Here is an 18,099-nt window from a genome sequence, read left to right as displayed (position 1 = left end):
GCTCCGCAATCCTGCTTCGTCTGGGCGCCCGACGGCGCGTGATGGTTTGAAAAATGGTCTAGCACATCATCATCAGGTGAAAAGGGGCGGCGTGATGACACGGGGCTCAGTCGCCGCGGTGCAACAGCTCAAGCAGCGCCTCCTCCTGCGTTTCCCGCGCAATGCGTATTTTTTGCCGGCGGCATTGTCAAACGCCGCTGCCACGCGCTCGGAGAGCGCAAAAGCCTGCATGTTTTCAAGGAGATCGCGCAGTTCCGCCCGGCTGGCCAAGGCCTGCAACGCTGCCGCCGCCTTGGCTGAATAGAGCAGCACCGCGTCGACCGCCTGATCGGACAGGCGTGTACGGATTTCAGCATCGGAATAATCGAGCGAAATCGTGTCGTAGGTTTCGACGGTGCGGACCTCGACGCCGGCCTTTCGCAGCCGCGCCTCGAATGCCGGAAACCGCACGCGCCCTGTGAGATAGACGACCGCCTTGCCGGAAAGGCCGGCAGCAATCGCCTCGGCCAGCCGCTCGGCGTCGCCCGCCCCTTCGCTGACCGACAAGAACCCTGTCGAACGTGCCGCTTCAGCCGTCCTGCGTCCGACGGCATGGCAAGGCAAGGCGGCGAGCGCACGAATGAGTTCTTTCGGCGCATGCCGCACCGCATTTGCGCTGGTCACAGCGACGGCCACGGCATTGTCGCTCGCAGCATCGGCGCCAACCCGCAGTGTCACCGTTTCGGTCAGCGGCAGAAGGAGCGGCTCAAATCCCAATTCCTGCAGCCGCCGCATGGTTCGCGACGCCCCAGGTTGCGGCCGCGTCACCAGGACACGCATATCAGACCCAGCCGTCGAAGAAGGTTTCGCCCGCTTTGACCCGCACCATCCTGGCCGCGTCCGTGCCGATGTCAGCGGCATCCAGCGCCAAGCCTTCGGCCTTGACCTCATGCGATTGCGTGCCATCGGGCGAAATGATCAGCCCGGCGAAAACCAGCCTGCCGCCCGATATCGTCGCATAGCCGGCGATCGGCGTGCGGCAGGAGCCATCGAGCGCCGCCAGGAAGGCGCGCTCACAGGCCAGCGCCTGGCCTGTCGACACATCATGGATGGCCACCAGCATCTTTTCGACCTCGCTGTCGCCGATGCGGGTTTCGATGCCGATTGCGCCTTGTCCCGGCGCCGGCGGAAAAGCATCGAGCGGCATCAGATCGGTGACGACATGGCCGAGCCCGAGCCGCTTCAGCCCGGCATAAGCGAGGATCGTGCCTTCGGCGACGCCTTCCTCCAGCTTGCGCAGCCTGGTCTGCACATTGCCGCGGAACATGACCACGTCTAGGTCCGGCCGCATGCGCCGGATCAGCGCCTGACGCCTGAGCGAAGACGACCCGACCTTGGCGCCTTGCGGCAAATCAACAATGCGCTCCACCGCCTTGCCGATGAAGGCGTCCCGCGCATCCTCGCGCGGCAGGAAGGCGGACAGCTCCAGCCCGACCGGCAGCACTGTCGGCATGTCCTTGGAGGAATGCACGGCGATATCGATCGTGCCGGCCAGCAGCGCCTCTTCGATTTCCTTGGTGAACAGCCCCTTGCCGCCGGCTTCCGACAGCGGCCGGTCCTGGATGCGGTCGCCGCTGGTCGAAATGACGACGACCTCGAAGGCTTCCGCCGGCATGCCATGCGCTTCCATCAGCCGCGCCTGCGTCTCATGCGCCTGGGCGAGCGCCAGCGGGCTGCCGCGTGTTCCGATTTTCAAAGTTTGCATGGCGCGCGGTCCGTGATAACCCCCGGCTGGCTTTGCGTTTCCGGCGCTCTCCCTAACGAGGCCCGCCTCTACTAACTAGGAAAGTCCGGCGACACAATCTCTGGAGACAGCGACGAATTGATCCGCGTTCTGGGCATTGAGACGAGTTGCGACGAGACCGCCGCCAGCGTGGTGACGCTGGACGGCGATTCCGTGCCGGTGATTGCGTCCAACATCGTGCTCAGCCAGATCGAGGAGCACGCCGCCTTCGGCGGCGTCGTGCCGGAGATCGCCGCGCGTGCCCATGTCGAGGCGCTGGACGGCATTGTCGAGGCCGCTCTTGCGGATTCGGGCGTAGCCCTGGCCGACATCGACGCCATTGCCGCCACTGCGGGCCCCGGCCTGGTCGGCGGGCTGATCGTCGGCCTGATGACGGCCAAGGCGATTGCAGCGGCCGCCGGCAAGCCGCTGATCGCCATCAACCATCTCGAAGGCCACGCACTGACCGCAAGGCTGACCGACGGGCTCGACTTTCCCTATTTGCTGCTGCTGGTTTCCGGCGGCCACACCCAGATCGTCGCCGTGCGCGGCGTCGGCGACTACCAGCGCTGGGCGACGACCATCGACGACGCGCTCGGCGAAGCTTTCGACAAGACGGCCAAAATGCTCGGCCTGCTCTATCCCGGCGGCCCGAACGTCGAAAAGGCGGCAATGTCGGGCGATGCGGCGCGCTTTGCCCTTCCGCGGCCGATGAAGGGCTCGGCGCAGCCCGATTTCTCCTTCTCCGGCCTCAAGACTGCGGTGCGCCAGGCGGCGACCGCCATCCAGCCGCTGACTGAGCAGGATGTCGCCGACATCTGCGCCTCGTTCCAGGCGGCAGTAGCCGATGCGCTGGGCGACCGCGTGGCCCGCGCGCTTGCCCGCTTCCGCGACGAATTTCCGGACAAGGCCAAGCCGGCGCTGGTCGTTGCCGGTGGCGTCGCCGCCAACAGAGCGATCAAGGCGACGCTGCAGAAGCAGTGCGCCGAGGCCGGCTTCGCCTTTGTCGCGCCGCCGCTCAAACTGTGCACCGACAATGCGGCGATGATCGCCTGGGCCGGGATCGAGCGGTTGCGGGCAGGCCTGTCGCAAGAGAACGGCTTCGATTTCGTGCCGCGTTCGCGCTGGCCGCTGGACAGCATTTCGGCGCCGATGGTCGGCTCCGGCCGGCGCGGAGCGAAAGCATGAGCGCCAGCAAGACAAGCGGCAGGGACAGAACCGGCTGGCGCGTCGCCGTGCTTGGCGGCGGCGCCTGGGGCACGGCGCTGGCGCTGGCGATGCTGCGCTCCGGTCACGATGTGCGGCTCTACGCCCGCGACGAAGAGACGGTTTCCGCGATCCGCCGCGGCGAGAACCCGCGTTATCTCCCCGGCATCGCCATTGAAACAGGCATTGCGGCGACCAGCGATATCGGCACTGCCCTGACCGATGCCGATTGCGCGCTGGCCGTGGCACCGGCACAGGCGCTGCGCGCCATGCTGACGACGGCAAAGCCCCATATGCCGAAAGGCATCCCGCTGGTTCTCTGCGCCAAAGGCATTGAGCGCGACACCGGCGCGCTGCTGTCGGCGATCGTTGATGAGATTCTGCCCGAAACTCCGGTTTCGGCCCTGTCCGGTCCCAGCTTTGCCGCCGACGTCGCCAGGGGTCTGCCGACCGCTGTCGTGGTTGCTGCACGCGACGACGCCTTGGCGGCCGAGCTTGCCGCGCGCTTTTCGGCGCAGAATCTGCGCTGCTATTCCAGCGACGATTTGATCGGCGTCGAGATCGGCGGTGCTTTGAAGAATGTGTTCGCCATTGCCGCTGGCGCCGTCACCGGCGCTGGGCTCGGCGCCAGCGCGCAGGCCGCCATGGTGACACGCGGCTTCGTCGAACTGCGCCGCATCGGCGCGTCCTTCGGCGCCAAGCCGGAGACGCTGATGGGGCTTTCCGGCCTCGGCGACCTTTTGCTCACCTGCTCTTCGGCCCAGTCGCGCAATTTCGCCTATGGGCTGGCGCTGGGGCAAGGTAAGCCCTTGTCCGGACTGCCGCTCGCCGAAGGCGTGCCGACGGCGGCGATCGCCGCCCGCATCGCCACCGAGCGCCACATCGACGCGCCGATCATCGCTGCGGTGTCGGCGATACTGGACGGCACGATCACCATTCGGCAGGCTGTCACGGCATTGATGACCCGGCCGCTGAAGACCGAAACCGGTATTTAATTGTAAACTCCCGTGAACAGCTCGGTATTGTCCCCGCCAGGCACGATGCGGTTTTCATAGTGACCTTCCGGCAGCAGCAGTGCCTCGGCTGGACCGTTGCGCAGGACAACGTCGCTGGTACCTGCCTCCAAGGATAGGGGCGAAGAATGCGAGGTGCCGTTTATCTCGACCTCGCCGTCTGCAAGCTCCCCGCTGGTCGTGTACAGGCTGTATCGTCCGGCGACAGGCACCTTGAAAACGACCGGACGACCGGAATAGAGGCGACGACCAGCCATTCTGATGTTGGGAGCGATCTGGACGTAGCTGTCGCGGATGAGAGGCGCGATCACGGTATCGATCAAATCCATGCGATATGACCAGAGGACCATCTTGGGCGGGGAATCCGAGAGAACTTTGTAGGCTTCCGATTGCCTGCCTTCCTGCAATGTTTTCAAGACATAATGCTGGTCGAGCCAGAGTGTGGAGGGCTCCTGTCGATTGGGCAGCATGGCGATGCCGTCGAAATACTTCTCATCCGGTGCGAGCAAAGATTCCGCGCGCGAGACCAGTTCAAGCTGGGCCTGATTGTTGAGGCGTAGGTAAACGACATTGCTCGCGTAGCTCATTGCGATGGCTGTGATCAGCACCGCGAGGACAGGAACCCGGTAGCGCGCGTGGGTTGCGGTGCTGTCGAGAAGCTCCAACGACCAGAGCGCAACGAACGGCAACGCCATGATGAAGACATAAGGCCAGGGCTGGTCGTGCGTGAATACCAGCACCGTGATGACGAGTGAAAAGATCAGCGCAATTCGCCTTCGACCATCGAGTTTCATGATCCGCATCAGTGACAGGGCCATACCGGAGAAACAGATCCCGTAAAGAAGGGCGTTCCGCGCCAGTGTCTGTAACACGAACTGCCTCAGTCCCCCGTAGTCACCGCCTCCACGCGTCGCAATCTCGACCGGGCCAAGTAAAAGGTTTTTGGCCGCGAGAACAGGGGCGCCTCCACCGAAGATCAAGCAATAGACCATTATCGGAACGGCCCATCCAAGCACGAGCCACCCTCCGCGAACCGCCCCTGTTGCGTAGCGTCTCATCAAGGCTGCGTCAGCAACAAGGCCGATGCCGAGCGCAACGTTGAAGTAGACCGATTTCTGAGTGATGACGAAGGCAAGGCCACTTAGCATGCCGGCGGCAACAAGCTGCCTTGCCCTCAACCCAGGTGCGCGCAGGACAACCAGCAACGCCGCCACGGCGAAGAACACTGCCGGCGGTTCGGCGATGGTACGAAAGATGCGCTCCATGAAATTCGAAAAGCACAGGAGAACGAGGACGATCGTCAAAGCGCGCACGCGATCCTCGCCCAGAGCGCGAGCGCATGGGTAGATCAAAGAGATCGTCCCGCAGGCCAGCAACGCAGTCTGCATGCGGCCAGCAAGCAGAATCGACGTGGCATTCCAGCCGATCAGATGAGCAATCTCATAAAAAGCCGCATAGCCGACCGCCTTGGGATGCCAGATCGTATCGAACAGGCCGTTGGAGAAATATTTCGCCCATCCGAGTTGGACGAATTCATCCATGACGAAGCGGATGTTCCAAGCCAGAACGAACAGCAAGATGATCTTGAGTGCGATCAGGATATGCAGAAAAGTTGTTGTTGGGCGCTGCCCGAGAGCGAACAGCTTGTTTGGTCCCGGCTCCTGCGTATTCAAGACAACCCCCTCGATCGTGCCCAGGCAGACCAACGCCAGGCGTGCTGCCTCGCTGGGCGCAACGCCCTTCATCCTCAGACAACAACTTCGAGGCCGGCAGCTCCGCTTGGCGAAGCATGGTTCCACCGCGGTTAATTTTCCGAGACTGTGCGGAACTGAAGCCGTCGCGCTTCGGATTCTTGCAGCGCTCCGCTCCAGCCTGTCTATACGCAGCGGACTTTAGCCGCTGTTAGCCTTTTGCTTGTTAAGAAGGGTTATGTTCAAACACGGCAGCCAGCCTTCTGCGACAATGCGGAGGCTTGAAAGGACATCGCGTGCTACAACCCAAGATGGCATCGGGCCTCGTCTGCCCAGTCTGCTATTCCAGGCTTGGCACAAGCCCGGTTGCCCTGACCTGCGAATCTTGCCCTGCCCCCTATCCCGTGCACAAAGGCATTCCGTTCTTTGTCGAGTCGCCGGTGAGGGAGGGCTTCGACGCGAGCTTCCATGAAGAGGCGTATGCCGGTACCAGTACGCGCGCCCGTCTCTACAATTCGCTCAAGCAGGTCATCACCAGCGAATATTCGCCGCACGACACGCTGAATTCGTTTCTTGCCTCGATACCTCAGGACTCAATGATCGTTGAGTTCGGCTCCGGCGCACGGCGCGTCCGCCCCGATGTTCTCAACATTGACCTGTTCCCCACCCCGAACGTCGATCTGGTCGCGAATATCGAGCACACGCCGCTTGCGAGCGATTCCGTCGACGTCGTCATTCTGGACAGCGTGATCGAGCATGTTCCCAATCCGGTAGCGGTCGTCGATGAAGTGTTCCGTGTCCTGAAGCCGGGTGGGAAGCTGCTCTGCATCAACCCTTTCCTGTTCCCCTATCACGGCTATCCCGCCCACTACTGCAACTTCACAAAGGACGGGATCGAGCAGCTTCTCCAGCGGTTCGCAAGGGTAGAGGTCCAGACGCATCAAGGGCCGACAAGCGCGATCGTCAACATCCTGTCCGAATACATCGGCGTCGTTGTCGGTCGAGAGAACCGAACCCGCTACATGGTAGCGAAAGCCGCGATCCTGACGCTGACATTCCCGTTGAAGTTTATCGACAAATTTCTGGTCGATCGCCCGGAGAGTCACCGGATCGCCAGCATGCTCGGCACCATCGCGACCAAATAGCGTGTCGCTGACCAGCGCTTATTGCCAAGAGCAATTCCAGGAAAGTGTGATCGGTTTTCCCAGGAAAAGCGCGTAGCGCTTTCCCTTGGGAATTGCGCAAAAACAAAGAGATAGAGCGGTTCGCCGTTTCCGTGAAACGGTGAAACGTTCTAGCGACCCGCCAGGATCTACCCATCTGCTACCAGCTGAGCAGTTCACAATAATTCGGCCGGTCCGGTAACGCCGATGCTCTTTTTGCTGTGGGGAAATGCCGTCTTGCCATGGCCGTGAAGTCCGAGCGTGAAAATAGCACGACATGCTTGTCTCCGGTAATGTGCCGGTCCGCAAGAAGCGACAAGGTGGCGCGTATTCCACCAGGCTCGATGTCCTTCAAGATGATCTTCCGGCAGGCCCAGCGTTCGCAACTGTCGGCCAGCGATTTGAAGAATGCGTCGCGCCCATCGACCGGCACATGATGAATGACGTCGGAAATCGTCACAACATCAAAAGATCCCTGCACGCTGGAAAGGTCCGTGGCGGGCAGAAGTTCGACCTTCGCCCGATTTGCGTTGCTTAGAAAGGCACCGATTGAAGGTGCGAGATCGCACATCGTAACCGTTAGGTCGGGGCGCCGATCAAGCAACCGGTCGACGAGCGCTCCATCCCCGCCGCCGATATCCAAAACCCTCGCGCCGTTCGGCAATTCGCGATCGAGAAAATCCGCAATTACATTGAGATTGACGAAAACACGCCGGTAGATGTCTCCGACCGGCTTGAAATGACGGCCAAGAGCCCTGCGCATGATCTGTCCTGGCGGCAACATTCTCATTCCTCGTTTCCCGTGGTTGAGCGAGAGGATGTCGCCGGCAAGGTGATGGGCTTTAGATTGAACCGTGACAAGATAGCAAAATGCGCAACGACAACGTTCCAGATGAGCAACGCAACTGTGGCGATCGGAGACGCAATCGCAACGCCAAGGCCGAGGCATGAACAGAGAAGCACCATCATGGCTACCGAGATCGGATAGGCCGCAGCCACACCTGCCGCAAAACGCGCAAACGCTTTCAAGCGAAGTGGCTTGCCGAAGGTGAACCAGCTGTGCAGAGCGTATCCCGTAGGCATCACAGCCAGGAATGAAATCATGATGCCCAGCAGGTAATGCCCACTCAGCTGATCAACCGCAATCATGATGGCATTGTGCGCAATTGCGCATATCGCTCCCACCACAGTGTACCGCCATCCACGTTCCAAAAGCGGTCTTTCGTGAGCTCCGGCATGGTTGCTCTTGTCCACTTGGTCGTCGGCGATCCTGGCAGAGCTGAACATTGCCTCAGAACGCTCCTGTCAGTTTCGCGCGAAGCCGGCACATGACGCGCTCCAGCAATCGCGAATCGCGCAAGTAGCGCCTTAATCCCGTCGGCCCGAGCGACAGCATGGTGCGAGCCGCTCGAACCAAGGCCTTCAAGTCGCCGCCCGACGCAGCCGCCAGCGACACATTGACGCTGATCGATGCCCGAGCAGCAGATTCAATCTGGCGTCGGCTGCGCGCCGAAAGCCGGTACAGATGGCGCTCTAGGACAGTCTGCATTTGCGAACGGAATTCGTTCGCATCGCGCGATCCGGTTACGGTCAGCGAATCGCCATGAACCCGGAAGGCTGTGGTTATCTCTTTGTGATAAACGACAGATCCGGCAACAGCGAGCTTCGCCCACATATCCCAATCCGCCGTATACCAAAGCATCTCATCCATGCCCCCGCATGCCAGCCAAGCACTCCGACGAAAAATCGGAGCAGGCACAGACACGAAATTCTGTACGAGAAGCCGTTCCAGCAAGAATTCAGATTCGAGCACCTTTTCGGTTGGCAAGGGACAGTTCCAGCATCCCATTCGCCGGCCGTGGCGGTCAACGATCGCAGTCGGGGCTAAATGAAGCGCTGCTTCGGGTGCGTCCGCGAGCCAGCGTCGAGCGGCCTCAATGCGCCCGGGCAACCACAGGTCGTCTTGGTGGAGTATGCAGACATAATCGGCGGCGGCTAGCTCAACGCCCAGGTTGGTCTTCGACTGCCAAGGCCCGAGATCTTTTCGCCGAAGCAGCCGGAACGCCGGCCGGTAGAGGAATCGCTCGACAATGGCAGCTGTGGCGTTCGTCGGGCTGCTGTCGATAATGATTATCTGCAGGTCGCCAGTCAGCTCCGCAGCAAGTGAATCAAGTGTCGCTCCAATCCATGCCGCCCCGTCATGGACAGGCATGACGACCGACAGAAAAGGCTTTTCGGCTGCGCGGCTTACGGCTTGAATTTCCGCTCGCGAGGCTGCTGAAGGGTTAGAACTCATGTCTGGCGCTCAATGTATCAAGCAGCAACTTGAGCACGAAGCCAGATAGCACCATGGACATGCCGGCCACGCAGATAGTGGTGACCACAAAGGTCAGATGCACTGATTGCTCCATGGGGCCACCGACAAAAATCCAATGTAGCGCCAGTGCCACGTCCGCCGCGAAGCCAGCTGCCGCGAGTACGCCACCGGAAAAAACCAGCCATTCCAAAGGGCGACCGCGCGTCAGCCATGACACAATTCGACCGCTGTAGACCGGATGGTAGATGGCGATTGCCACCTTTGCCAGCATACCGAACAGGATCGCTGAAAGGCCAATCAACGTCGCCATAGCCGAGAGCGCGACGAAGTGAATTCCGAAGTACCATCCACCGATGCGAACAGGTCCGGCAGCGAGAACTGCAAGGCCGGCAATGCCAGTGATCAGCAAGGTCAGCCCAGGCACGAGATACATGGTGTCCGGCGCGTGAGCAATAATGAGCCGCAAATGGCGCCAACCGTCGCGGAAGGAACGCAGATGCGGGGCGCGGTTTCGCTTGTCGGGGTAGAGCTTGATCGGCACTTCACGAATGGTGAGCCCAGCGCGATGCGCATTGATGATCATTTCCGAGGCGAATTCCATTCCCGGCGAGCGTGCGCCGATTTTCTGAAATGCCTCTCGAGTGAAGCCGCGCATGCCGCAATGGAAGTCGCGGATCGGAGATTTGTGCAGCCAGCGAGCGATGGTGGACAGGACGGGATTGCCCAGGTAGCGATGCAGTAGCGGCATGGCGCCCGGCTCGATACCGCCGGCGAACCGATTGCCCATGACAAAGTCCGCACCCAATTCCAACGCATCGATGAAATCGCCCAATTGGCTCCAGTCGTAGGAATCATCGGCATCGGCCATGATGAGATATTTGCCCTCGGCCGCTTCAACTGCAGCGCTGATTGCCGCGCCATAGCCCTTTACCGGCTGATGGACGACCCGCGCTCCCAACTGTTGCGCAATCTCCACCGACCTGTCCGTGGAGCCATTATCGCCGACGACGACTTCCCCCTTGACGCCGCGCCTCAAGAAGGCATCGAAGGCTTTGCGAATGCAAATGCCAATCGTCAATTCTTCGTTCAGGCAAGGAATAATTGCAGAGACGAGAACGCGCTCGGTCTCCATGCTGACCGTGAAAGCAGGCGTGGCGTCGTCGATCCTGACTGTCGTGTCCCCCGCGATGCTCTCCATTGCGTCCTCTATTCAGGCGTTCTGGAAGAACCAGCCCATCCCCACAACTGACCCGCTGGGAGCGTATCATATCGAAAATTGATTATCTTTGACTTACGAAATATCCAGTGGCGTCTTTATAAGCAGCAATCGCAAAGGCCAGGCGCTCTTTTTTCGCAATGCAGCGCTGTTGCCTGTGTCTGCTCTTTCGGGCGAAGCGATATCGTCTGTGACTTTCATCAAACTCATGTGGTTCCATCATTTCAATGCCTTGGCCTTGAGCGGGGCGGAGATCCATCGCGACAGATCATTTGGCATTGACCCGAAGGCACCATAAAAGCAAAAACGCGGTTTCGGCAGTTCAAGGCGAACTTTAGTCGCAATCCCAACCCGGAGTTTCGAAAGCATGCTGTTTGCGTTGATTTGCAAGGACAAGCCCGGCAGCCTGCAGGTGCGCGTCGACACGCGACCCGCCCACGTCGCCTTTCTCGAGGGCCTGAACGCCGACAGGACACTGGCCTTTGCCGGTCCGTTCCTCGATGCCGACGGCAAGCCGAACGGCACCCTCGCCGTGGTCGAGGCGCCGGATCTCGCCGGTGCGCAGGCGCTGTCGGCTGCCGACCCCTATGCCAAGGCCGGGCTGTTCGAAAGTGTCGAAATCCGCCAGTGGAACTGGACCTTCAACAAGCCGGCGGCTAGTTAGTTCCGGCGGCGCCTAGAGCGATCCCAGGAAAAGTGTGTAACGGTTTTCCGTCCGGAATTGCGCAAAAAATAGTAGTTGGAGCAAAGACATGAACTACTGGCTGTTCAAATCCGAACCTTCGGTCTTCTCCTTCGAGGCGCTGAAGGCCAAGGGCAAGGCCGGCACGCAGTGGGACGGCGTGCGCAACTATGCAGCGCGCAACAACATGAAGGCGATGCAGATCGGCGATCTCGGCTTCTTCTATCACTCCAATGAGGGGCTGAACGTCGTCGGCATTGCCGAGGTCTGCGCGCTTGCCCATCAGGATACCACCACCGACGATCCGCGCTGGGAATGCGTCGACATCCGCGCCTTCAAGGACGTGCCGAACCCGCCGACGCTGGAGCAGGTCAAGGCCAATCCGAAGCTTGCCGAGATGGCGCTGGTGCGGCTTGGACGGCTTTCCGTACAGCCGGTGACGCCGGCCGAATGGAAGGAAGTCTGCCGCATGGGCGGCCTGACGCCGGCTCCGTGACGGTCCTCACGCCGAACAGCGCGAAAAAGTTCATTCTCGACAACACGGCGCTTATGTCGCCGCCGCATGTGCCGGAGATTGTCCTCAATCTTGCCGACGAAGCGCATGACCTCTGGCAGCGCACGGAGAACGAGCTGATTGAAATCGGCCTGCCGCCGCCGTTCTGGGCCTTTGCCTGGGCCGGCGGTCAGGGCCTTGCCCGTTACGTGCTGGACAATCCGTCGGATGTGCGGGGCAAACGCGTGCTCGACTTCGCCTCCGGCTCCGGCCTTGTCGCCATCGCCGCCGCCAAGGCGGGTGCGGCGCACGTGATCGCCGCCGACATCGACCCGTTCTGCGAAACGGCGATCCGCCTCAACGCAGAGGCCAATGGCGTTGCCATCGACTTTTGCGGCACGGACTGCATCGGCACCGACGCCGGCTGGGACGTGGTGCTGGCCGGCGACGTCTTCTACGACAAATCCTTCGCCGACACGCTGATGCCGTGGTTTTCGACACTGAAGGCGCGCGGCGCTGACATCCTCGTCGGCGATCCGGGCCGCTCCTACATGCCGAAGGCGGGACTGGAGCCGCTCGCAGTCTACGAAGTGGCGGTGACGCGGGCGCTGGAGGACGCCCTGGTCAAGCGCACCACGGTGTGGCGCTTCGCTTGACGGCATTGCCGAACAGGCGTTCCATCGCGCATTGATTTGAAGAATACGCATGTCGTTATCCCAGAACCGTCAGGCTTTGGGCTGCATGCTTGAGGGGAGGACTTTATGGATTTTTCAGTGGTGAACTGGCTGGCGGTGGTTGTCGCGGCCGTCGCGGCGTGGCTGTTTGGCGCCGTCTGGTACACGGCCCTCAGCAAGCCTTGGATGAGGGCGGCCAGGATCGATCCGTCAACGTCAAAGAAATCGATATTGCCCTTCATCATCTCCTTCATCGCCGAGCTGATCATGGCGCTGGTCTTAGCCTTGGTCGTCGGCGCGATGACCGGCGGCGAGCCGGTCCTTGTCGCAGGGCTGGTCTTCGGCTTCGTCCTCTGGCTGGGTTTCGTCGCCACGACGCTGACGGCCAACCATCGCTATGAGAATTTCGGCTGGGACCTGACCCTGATCGACGGCGGCCACTGGCTCGGCGTGCTGTTGCTCATCGGCGCGGTGATCGGCTGGTTCGGGGCGCCGGTCGCCGGCTGAGGCCTGCTGAAGTCGTCAGGTCTGCGTCCTGGCGACTTCGTCGAGGATCCATTCACGGAAAGCGATGATGCGCGGATCGTTGGCAGTGCTCTCGGGATAGACCAGGAAGTAGCCGAACTCCGGCCCCACGCGCAGACCGAGTTCAAAGGGCTGCACCAGCCTTCCCTGGGAAAGGTCGTTTGCCACCATGGCGAACTCGGCGAGCGCCACGGCATTGCCGTCGAGCGCCGCCTGCACGGCATCGGTAGAGGTTCCAAACACGATAGTCCGACTGTCGTCGAAATCGTTGATGCCGGCCGCCGCCATCCACATGCGCCAGTTCGGCCATGTCACGCCTTGGCGCGACCATTCGATATGGGCAAGCGTGTGGTTGAAGAGGTCGCGCGGTTCGCGCAGCGGCGGGCCGGAGGTCAGCAGGCTCGGGCTGCACACCGGAATGAGGATGTTGTCGAACAGGCGATGGGCGCGAAGCCCCGGATACTTGCCGACCCCGAACCGGATGCCGACATCGACGTCGTCGAGTTCGAAATCGCGCACTTCGTAGCCGATGTCGAATCTCAGCTCGATACTGGGCTGAAGTTTGCGAAAATCGTCGACACGCCGCATCAGCCATTTTGACGCGAACTGCGCGTCGAGCGTTACCTTCAGCAATGCCGTGCCGCGCGTCAGCTTGCGCGCCCGCGAGACCGCCCGGTTGAGCATGTCGAGCGCATCGATCGAGGCCTCGAACAGCACCGTACCGGCCTCGGTCAACCGGATGGTACGACTGGTTCGCGTGAACAGCACCAGCCCGAGCTGATCCTCGATTTCCTTGATCTGGTGGCTGACCGCCGCCGGCGTCAGCCCGAGCTCGTCGGCAGCGCGGGTGAAATTGAGGTGGCGGGCGGCGGCTTCCAGAGTCCTCAGCGCGCGCGTTCCGGGCAACAGACGGGACATCACCGTATCCTCAAATAAAACTTGACGATCCGGAAAGAACTACTCGTTTCTCGCATGGATTTCAATGCGGCATGATGCATCCATCGAAACACCATCAAGCCGGATTTGATATCCGGCGGAACACGGAGCGCATCATGTCCATCTTCGTTTTGAACTCGCCAGCAGCTCGCTCGAACTGGTTGCATGCCGTAACGGACTGGCTTCGCCAAGCGAAAGTCGCCATCAACCTGCCGCGCCAGGACGTGGAGGATCTGTCGGATCGCCAGTTGCGCGACGTCGGCGCGCAGCGCAAGGACGTGACGCGGGCCGTGGACCGGGAACTCGGCCGGCTTGGATTGCTGGACACTGGGTGGCAGAAGCCGAGAAGGCGTTAGGCAATGGTGAGTAGTGAGTAGTGAAGGAAACGGCGCCGACACCAGCCTACTCCCTACTCCCTACTCCCTACTCCCTACTCCCTACTCCCTACTCCCTACTCCCTACTCCCTACTCCCTACTCCCTACTCCCTACTCCCTACTCCCTACTCCCTACTCCCTACTCCCTACCTCACCACCCTCACCACCGTCCGGTCCGACACCAGCGGCAACAGCCGCGCCATTGTCCGCGCCGTCACCGCCACGCAGCCTTGCGTCGGTGTGAAGCCTGGGCGCGCCAGATGGAAGAAGATGGCGCTGCCGCGGCCGCGCCGGCGCGGCGCCATGTTCCAGTCCAGCACAAGGCAGGCGTCATAGAGGCGGTCGTCGCGCCGCATTCGCTCATGGCTGGCGCCATAGGGGATTTTCACCGGCCGGTTGTAGTTGCGGTCGTCCGGCACCTCGCACCAGCCGAGATCGGCGCCGATCGGCGCCATCGCCAGCCGGGTTTTGCGGCCGGCCGCGAAATGATCGCCCCGAAAATATCCTGACAAAATCCGCATCTCGCCAAGCGGCGTCGCACCGTCGCCTTCGCGCTTATTGGCCGAGATGCCGCCGCGTCCGAGCGCACAGGCAAACACCTTCCTGCCGGCCTGCAATATCCCCTGGCTGGGGTTGCCCGGCCTCGCCCGAACCACCAGCACACGCAGCCTTTTCGGCAAAATTGCGCCGGCTGCATTGCGATCGCGTTTTTTCTTGTATGATCGTGTCACGGAACAAATCACTGTGATCGGACTGTTGCGCCGGTCAGCTTCCGCATAAATGGGGGGCGGTCAACTGAAAATTCTTTTCAAAACAATGGATTGATCCATGACATCACGTACCATTCTGATCGTTGACGACGATGACGACCTGCGCGGAACCCTCGTCGAGCAACTGGCCCTTTACGAAGAATTCGACGTCTTGCAGGAAGCGACCGCCGCCAAAGGCGTCGCCGCGGCGCGCGGCGGGCTCATCGACCTGCTCATCATGGATGTCGGGCTGCCCGACATGGATGGCCGCGAGGCGGTGAAGATCCTGCGCAAGGGCGGCTACAAGGCGCCGATCATCATGCTGACCGGCCACGATACCGATTCCGACACAATTCTGGGCCTCGAGGCCGGCGCCAACGACTATGTCACCAAGCCGTTCCGCTTCGCCGTGCTGCTCGCCCGCATACGCGCACAACTGCGCCAGCACGAGCAGAGCGAGGACGCCACCTTTTCGGTCGGCCCCTACACGTTCAAGCCCAGCCAGAAGCTTCTGATCGACCAGCGCGGCGGCAAGGTGCGGCTGACCGAGAAGGAAGCCTCGATCATCAAATATCTCTATCGAGCCGACCAGAAGGTGGTGACGCGCGACGTCCTGCTTGAGGAAGTGTGGGGCTACAATTCCGGTGTCACCACGCACACGCTGGAAACGCACGTCTACCGGCTGCGCCAGAAGATCGAGCGCGATCCTTCCAATGCTGAAATTCTTGTGACAGAAAGCGGCGGCTACAAGCTGGTTCCTTAAACTTTTCATTGTTCAATAGGCGGTCGGGGCGGGACTGTTTCGGGGAGGATCCGGCTTGGGGGAGCCTGGATCGGCCCGCTGCGCAGATTGAAGTGTTAGAGCGTCCTTTGCGCGTTCAATTGGATACGCGGCGCTCTAAGGGAGGGATTGGACTGACCGTTCGGGGACGCAGCTAGAGATGGCGCTGGATGACGACATCCGCATCCTGTCCGCCGTGAAGCTCTTTGAGGGTTTCACGCAGGAACAGCTGCGCCTGCTCGCCTTCGGCGCCGAAGCCACCCATCTGCAGGCCGACCGCAAGCTGTACCGCGAGGATGACGAAGCCGACTCAGCCTATATCGTGGTCAGTGGCCGCATCGTGCTCTACCGCGAGCATGACGGCGACCGCATCCCGATCGGCACCGCCGGCCCCGGCACGATCCTCAGCGAACTGGCGCTGATCGCCGACTCAAGACGGCTGACCAGCGCCTCGGCCGAGACCGATTCGGAAGTGATAAGGTTGAGCCGCAAGATGTTTCGCCGCATCCTGGAGGAATATCCCGAAGTGGCGGTGAAACTGCACCAGCGAATCCTCGATGATTTTCAGGCCATGATCGCCCGCATCGAGAAGTTGGCCCCAAGGTTTGGCGGGTAGGTCCCCGCGACCGCGCTCACGCTTGGGTGTGTCGAGATTCAGGTCAGGCCGAGTCGAAAATGGCTGATACCGAGAACCGGAGCGGAGCGTACTCAAAGTACGCACCGGAAGCGCAGGTATCGGCCATTGCAGGCCGGCCTCACCTGAATATCGGCACGCCTAATCCAGGTCGAACCGCGCAATCACCGGCACATGGTCCGAGGGCCGCTCCCAGCCACGCGCCTCTCGCAGGATCTCATAGCCGGCAAAGCTCGGCACCAGGTTCGGTGACGACCAGACATGGTCGAGCCGGCGGCCGCGGTTCGAGGCTTCCCAGTCCCGCGCGCGATAGCTCCACCAGGTGTAGAGCTTCTGCTCTGGGGGCACGTCGAGCCGCATCAGGTCGACCCAGTCGCCGGCGATCCGCATCGCGTCGAAATTTTGCGTCTCGACCGGCGTGTGGCTGACGACGTTGAGCAATTGCTTGTGCGACCAGACATCGTGCTCCTGCGGCGCGATGTTGAGGTCGCCGACCAGGATCGAGGCCGACACCTGGTCATGCGCGGCGCGGATGGCGTTCATCTCGGCAACGAAATCGAGCTTGTGGCGGAACTTGCGGTTGATCTCCGGATCGGGCTCGTCGCCGCCGGCCGGCACGTAGAAATTGTGGACCAGGATTGCCTTGCCGCCGGCCTGCACCTTGACCGACAGATGCCGGCTGTCATCGATCTCGCAGAAGCGCCGTTTCTCGACAATCTCGATCGGCCGCCGCGCCACCGTCGCAACGCCGTGATAGCCCTTCTGGCCATGGAATGCGATGTGCTCGTAGCCGGCCTTGCGGAACGCCTTTTCCGGAAACAGCTCGTCGGGAACCTTCGTCTCCTGCAGGCAAAGCACATCGGGCGCCTGCTCCGTCAGCAGCCGCTCGACGATCGGCATGCGCAGGCGCACGGAGTTGATGTTCCAGGTGGCGATGGAGAAGGGCATGCGGCGGTCCGAACAAGGTCGCCGATCTACTGCCAGCCTAGCGCCACAAACACAAGCCAGCCTTTGCGGGCGGCGGCTCTGATTCAGGTCAGGCCGAGTCGAATGGCGGTCTCCGAGAACCGGAGCGGAGCGTACTTAAACCACGTGAGCACCGGAAGCGCAGGAGATCGCCATTGGCAGGCCGGCCTCACCGCATCTAGCGGTGGTTGGTGTTCAGCTCGCGGTTCGCCGCATAGTCGATGGCAAAGGTGTCCGCAGGGAAGCTGACGCCTTCCTTGGTGTTGTAGATCATCACCGTGGTGTCCTTGCCCTGCGCGTCGGTGATGGTCCACTGGCGCAGATCATAGGATTTCGGATCGAACATCATAGTGATCTTCGAATTGCCGAACACCGACTTGTCGGCAAGCTGGATGGTGGTGAGGTCGCTCTCTTCCTTGATCGATTTCACGCGGCCCCCGAGAGGTCGATCTTGGTGTCGAGCAACAGCTTCAGCGGCGTCTTCGACAACGGATAGAGATCGGACGTTTTCAGCCGCTTATTGAGGATGACCACCGACTTGCCGTCGGAAATCACCCGGAAATTCGACTTGCCGTCATAGTTGAAGCGAATCTTGCCTGGCCGCTCAAGGAAGAACTTGCCGCCGGTCTGCTGGTTGTTGGGGCCGAACTGGACGAACTCGCCGCTCATCGATTTGACCGAGGAGAAATGGTCGGCGATCTTTTGCGCCGTCGGCGGCACTGCCGCCTGCGCCGAGGCCAAGAGCTGGAACCCCGGCACGACGTTGATGGCCGCGGCGCCGGCAAGCATCAGGCCAAGGCCGAGCAACTGGCGACGGTTTGGAGCGAAATCGCTGATCGCGGAAAGATCGTTTTTCATGCCGGTCACTCTCGTGTGGTGTGTGTCTCGTTGCAGTCCGTGGACCCCCAGTTAGACT

General features: G+C 61.4%; 20 protein-coding genes and 1 pseudogene. 10 read left to right on the top strand and 11 right to left on the bottom strand.

Annotated elements, in window-relative coordinates; all coding sequences use genetic code 11:
• Window positions 1–72: 72 nt before the first annotated feature.
• Both NLY33_RS06790 and hemC read right to left on the bottom strand, forming a co-directional pair.
• Window positions 73–774, bottom strand: a complete 702-nt coding sequence (locus NLY33_RS06790) for a uroporphyrinogen-III synthase (protein ID WP_353620305.1) — start codon at window positions 772–774, stop codon at window positions 73–75.
• 46 nt (window positions 775–820) lie between these two features.
• Window positions 821–1,744 (bottom strand): hydroxymethylbilane synthase, encoded by a 924-nt coding sequence (gene hemC / locus NLY33_RS06785; protein WP_023705005.1) that lies wholly within the window; start codon window positions 1,742–1,744, stop codon window positions 821–823.
• A 120-nt stretch (window positions 1,745–1,864) separates the two neighbouring features.
• Here hemC and tsaD point away from each other — a divergent pair, with 120 nt between their 5' ends.
• Both tsaD and NLY33_RS06775 read left to right on the top strand, forming a co-directional pair.
• Entirely contained in the window at window positions 1,865–2,950 is a 1,086-nt protein-coding gene (gene tsaD / locus NLY33_RS06780; RefSeq protein WP_198020357.1) for a tRNA (adenosine(37)-N6)-threonylcarbamoyltransferase complex transferase subunit TsaD, read from the top strand.
• Window positions 2,947–3,963 (top strand): NAD(P)H-dependent glycerol-3-phosphate dehydrogenase, encoded by a 1,017-nt coding sequence (locus NLY33_RS06775; protein ID WP_023705007.1) that lies wholly within the window; start codon window positions 2,947–2,949, stop codon window positions 3,961–3,963. Before tsaD ends, NLY33_RS06775 begins: the two co-directional genes overlap by 4 nt.
• Here NLY33_RS06775 and NLY33_RS06770 read toward each other — a convergent pair.
• Window positions 3,960–5,726 carry a DUF7056 domain-containing protein gene (locus NLY33_RS06770; protein WP_023705008.1) on the bottom strand — a complete coding sequence of 589 codons (1,767 nt, stop codon included), beginning with the start codon at window positions 5,724–5,726 and terminating at the stop codon, window positions 3,960–3,962. The two genes, NLY33_RS06775 and NLY33_RS06770, sit on opposite strands and share 4 nt — an antisense overlap.
• 257 nt (window positions 5,727–5,983) lie before the next feature.
• On the opposite strand from NLY33_RS06770, the gene NLY33_RS06765 reads away from it, so the two are divergent.
• Window positions 5,984–6,817: a class I SAM-dependent methyltransferase gene (locus NLY33_RS06765; RefSeq protein ID WP_084013598.1), complete on the top strand. Its 834-nt coding sequence runs from the start codon at window positions 5,984–5,986 to the stop codon at window positions 6,815–6,817.
• 178 nt (window positions 6,818–6,995) lie between these two features.
• On the opposite strand, the gene NLY33_RS06760 is transcribed toward NLY33_RS06765, so the two are convergent.
• Genes NLY33_RS06760 through NLY33_RS06745 form a run of 4 tightly spaced genes read right to left on the bottom strand, consistent with a single transcriptional unit; the run spans window position 6,996 to window position 10,350 of the window.
• Window positions 6,996–7,625 carry a class I SAM-dependent methyltransferase gene (locus NLY33_RS06760; RefSeq protein ID WP_023705009.1) on the bottom strand — a complete coding sequence of 210 codons (630 nt, stop codon included), beginning with the start codon at window positions 7,623–7,625 and terminating at the stop codon, window positions 6,996–6,998.
• Window positions 7,622–8,122: a GtrA family protein gene (locus NLY33_RS06755; protein ID WP_023705010.1), complete on the bottom strand. Its 501-nt coding sequence runs from the start codon at window positions 8,120–8,122 to the stop codon at window positions 7,622–7,624. The genes NLY33_RS06760 and NLY33_RS06755 overlap by 4 nt, the downstream gene beginning before the upstream one ends.
• A 4-nt stretch (window positions 8,123–8,126) precedes the next feature.
• The gene (locus NLY33_RS06750; protein WP_245260377.1) at window positions 8,127–9,131 is read right to left on the bottom strand and encodes a glycosyltransferase; all 1,005 of its coding nucleotides are present in this window, start codon (window positions 9,129–9,131) and stop codon (window positions 8,127–8,129) included.
• Window positions 9,121–10,350 carry a glycosyltransferase family 2 protein gene (locus NLY33_RS06745; protein WP_023709450.1) on the bottom strand — a complete coding sequence of 410 codons (1,230 nt, stop codon included), beginning with the start codon at window positions 10,348–10,350 and terminating at the stop codon, window positions 9,121–9,123. Before NLY33_RS06745 ends, NLY33_RS06750 begins: the two co-directional genes overlap by 11 nt.
• 385 nt (window positions 10,351–10,735) lie before the next feature.
• Between NLY33_RS06745 and NLY33_RS06740 the strand changes: the two genes are divergently transcribed.
• The 4 genes from NLY33_RS06740 (at window position 10,736) to NLY33_RS06725 (ending at window position 12,724) form a co-directional block, all read left to right on the top strand.
• Window positions 10,736–11,032 (top strand): YciI-like protein, encoded by a 297-nt coding sequence (locus NLY33_RS06740; RefSeq protein WP_023705014.1) that lies wholly within the window; start codon window positions 10,736–10,738, stop codon window positions 11,030–11,032.
• Window positions 11,033–11,120: 88 nt separating this feature from the next.
• Window positions 11,121–11,546 (top strand): EVE domain-containing protein, encoded by a 426-nt coding sequence (locus tag NLY33_RS06735; RefSeq protein ID WP_023670487.1) that lies wholly within the window; start codon window positions 11,121–11,123, stop codon window positions 11,544–11,546.
• Window positions 11,501–12,199: a class I SAM-dependent methyltransferase gene (locus NLY33_RS06730; protein ID WP_023702382.1), complete on the top strand. Its 699-nt coding sequence runs from the start codon at window positions 11,501–11,503 to the stop codon at window positions 12,197–12,199. The genes NLY33_RS06735 and NLY33_RS06730 overlap by 46 nt, the downstream gene beginning before the upstream one ends.
• Before the next feature lie 105 nt (window positions 12,200–12,304).
• On the top strand, window positions 12,305–12,724 hold the full coding sequence (locus NLY33_RS06725; RefSeq protein WP_023705016.1) for a DUF1761 domain-containing protein: 420 nt from the start codon (window positions 12,305–12,307) through the stop codon (window positions 12,722–12,724).
• A 15-nt stretch (window positions 12,725–12,739) separates the two neighbouring features.
• Here NLY33_RS06725 and gcvA read toward each other — a convergent pair whose 3' ends face one another.
• Window positions 12,740–13,660, bottom strand: a complete 921-nt coding sequence (gene gcvA, locus NLY33_RS06720) for a transcriptional regulator GcvA (RefSeq protein WP_023698383.1) — start codon at window positions 13,658–13,660, stop codon at window positions 12,740–12,742.
• 134 nt (window positions 13,661–13,794) lie between these two features.
• Between gcvA and NLY33_RS06715 the strand changes: the two genes are divergently transcribed.
• A complete protein-coding gene (locus NLY33_RS06715; RefSeq protein WP_023670491.1) occupies window positions 13,795–14,034 on the top strand; it encodes a hypothetical protein in 240 nt (79 codons plus the stop codon).
• 165 nt (window positions 14,035–14,199) lie between these two features.
• Here NLY33_RS06715 and NLY33_RS06710 read toward each other — a convergent pair whose 3' ends face one another.
• Window positions 14,200–14,736, bottom strand: a complete 537-nt coding sequence (locus tag NLY33_RS06710) for a L,D-transpeptidase family protein (RefSeq protein ID WP_198020356.1) — start codon at window positions 14,734–14,736, stop codon at window positions 14,200–14,202.
• A gap of 145 nt (window positions 14,737–14,881) precedes the next feature.
• Between NLY33_RS06710 and NLY33_RS06705 the strand changes: the two genes are divergently transcribed.
• A complete protein-coding gene (locus NLY33_RS06705; protein WP_023670493.1) occupies window positions 14,882–15,565 on the top strand; it encodes a response regulator transcription factor in 684 nt (227 codons plus the stop codon).
• 178 nt (window positions 15,566–15,743) lie between these two features.
• Window positions 15,744–16,199, top strand: a complete 456-nt coding sequence (locus NLY33_RS06700) for a cyclic nucleotide-binding domain-containing protein (RefSeq protein ID WP_023670494.1) — start codon at window positions 15,744–15,746, stop codon at window positions 16,197–16,199.
• Window positions 16,200–16,358: 159 nt separating this feature from the next.
• Here the strand turns inward: NLY33_RS06700 and xth are convergent, their stop codons facing one another.
• Both xth and NLY33_RS06690 read right to left on the bottom strand, forming a co-directional pair.
• A complete protein-coding gene (gene xth / locus NLY33_RS06695; RefSeq protein ID WP_023705018.1) occupies window positions 16,359–17,165 on the bottom strand; it encodes an exodeoxyribonuclease III in 807 nt (268 codons plus the stop codon).
• 196 nt (window positions 17,166–17,361) lie between these two features.
• A pseudogene (locus tag NLY33_RS06690) lies at window positions 17,362–18,041 on the bottom strand (outer-membrane lipoprotein carrier protein LolA).
• Window positions 18,042–18,099: the final 58 nt, after the last annotated feature.

It is taken from the genome of Mesorhizobium sp. C432A (assembly GCF_030323145.1).
Lineage (GTDB): Bacteria > Pseudomonadota > Alphaproteobacteria > Rhizobiales > Rhizobiaceae > Mesorhizobium.
Note: the sequence above shows the minus strand (reverse complement) of the source record. Positions and strands in the feature narration are given on the sequence as shown.

What these genes read in the sequence shown, in the direction of transcription:
- NLY33_RS06765 (WP_084013598.1), top strand. Translation starts at nt 5,984, where the DNA reads ATGGCATCGGGCCTCGTCTGCCCAGTCTGCTATTCCAGGCTTGGCACA.
- xth (WP_023705018.1), bottom strand. Translation starts at nt 17,165, where the DNA reads ATGCCCTTCTCCATCGCCACCTGGAACATCAACTCCGTGCGCCTGCGC.
- NLY33_RS06700 (WP_023670494.1), top strand. Translation starts at nt 15,744, where the DNA reads ATGGCGCTGGATGACGACATCCGCATCCTGTCCGCCGTGAAGCTCTTT.
- hemC (WP_023705005.1), bottom strand. Translation starts at nt 1,744, where the DNA reads ATGCAAACTTTGAAAATCGGAACACGCGGCAGCCCGCTGGCGCTCGCC.
- NLY33_RS06740 (WP_023705014.1), top strand. Translation starts at nt 10,736, where the DNA reads ATGCTGTTTGCGTTGATTTGCAAGGACAAGCCCGGCAGCCTGCAGGTG.
- NLY33_RS06730 (WP_023702382.1), top strand. Translation starts at nt 11,501, where the DNA reads ATGGAAGGAAGTCTGCCGCATGGGCGGCCTGACGCCGGCTCCGTGACG.
- NLY33_RS06750 (WP_245260377.1), bottom strand. Translation starts at nt 9,131, where the DNA reads ATGAGTTCTAACCCTTCAGCAGCCTCGCGAGCGGAAATTCAAGCCGTA.
- NLY33_RS06735 (WP_023670487.1), top strand. Translation starts at nt 11,121, where the DNA reads ATGAACTACTGGCTGTTCAAATCCGAACCTTCGGTCTTCTCCTTCGAG.
- NLY33_RS06775 (WP_023705007.1), top strand. Translation starts at nt 2,947, where the DNA reads ATGAGCGCCAGCAAGACAAGCGGCAGGGACAGAACCGGCTGGCGCGTC.
- gcvA (WP_023698383.1), bottom strand. Translation starts at nt 13,660, where the DNA reads ATGTCCCGTCTGTTGCCCGGAACGCGCGCGCTGAGGACTCTGGAAGCC.
- NLY33_RS06705 (WP_023670493.1), top strand. Translation starts at nt 14,882, where the DNA reads ATGACATCACGTACCATTCTGATCGTTGACGACGATGACGACCTGCGC.
- NLY33_RS06725 (WP_023705016.1), top strand. Translation starts at nt 12,305, where the DNA reads ATGGATTTTTCAGTGGTGAACTGGCTGGCGGTGGTTGTCGCGGCCGTC.
- NLY33_RS06755 (WP_023705010.1), bottom strand. Translation starts at nt 8,122, where the DNA reads ATGTTCAGCTCTGCCAGGATCGCCGACGACCAAGTGGACAAGAGCAAC.
- NLY33_RS06760 (WP_023705009.1), bottom strand. Translation starts at nt 7,625, where the DNA reads ATGAGAATGTTGCCGCCAGGACAGATCATGCGCAGGGCTCTTGGCCGT.
- NLY33_RS06770 (WP_023705008.1), bottom strand. Translation starts at nt 5,726, where the DNA reads ATGAAGGGCGTTGCGCCCAGCGAGGCAGCACGCCTGGCGTTGGTCTGC.
- NLY33_RS06715 (WP_023670491.1), top strand. Translation starts at nt 13,795, where the DNA reads ATGTCCATCTTCGTTTTGAACTCGCCAGCAGCTCGCTCGAACTGGTTG.
- NLY33_RS06790 (WP_353620305.1), bottom strand. Translation starts at nt 774, where the DNA reads ATGCGGCGGCTGCAGGAATTGGGATTTGAGCCGCTCCTTCTGCCGCTG.
- NLY33_RS06745 (WP_023709450.1), bottom strand. Translation starts at nt 10,350, where the DNA reads ATGGAGAGCATCGCGGGGGACACGACAGTCAGGATCGACGACGCCACG.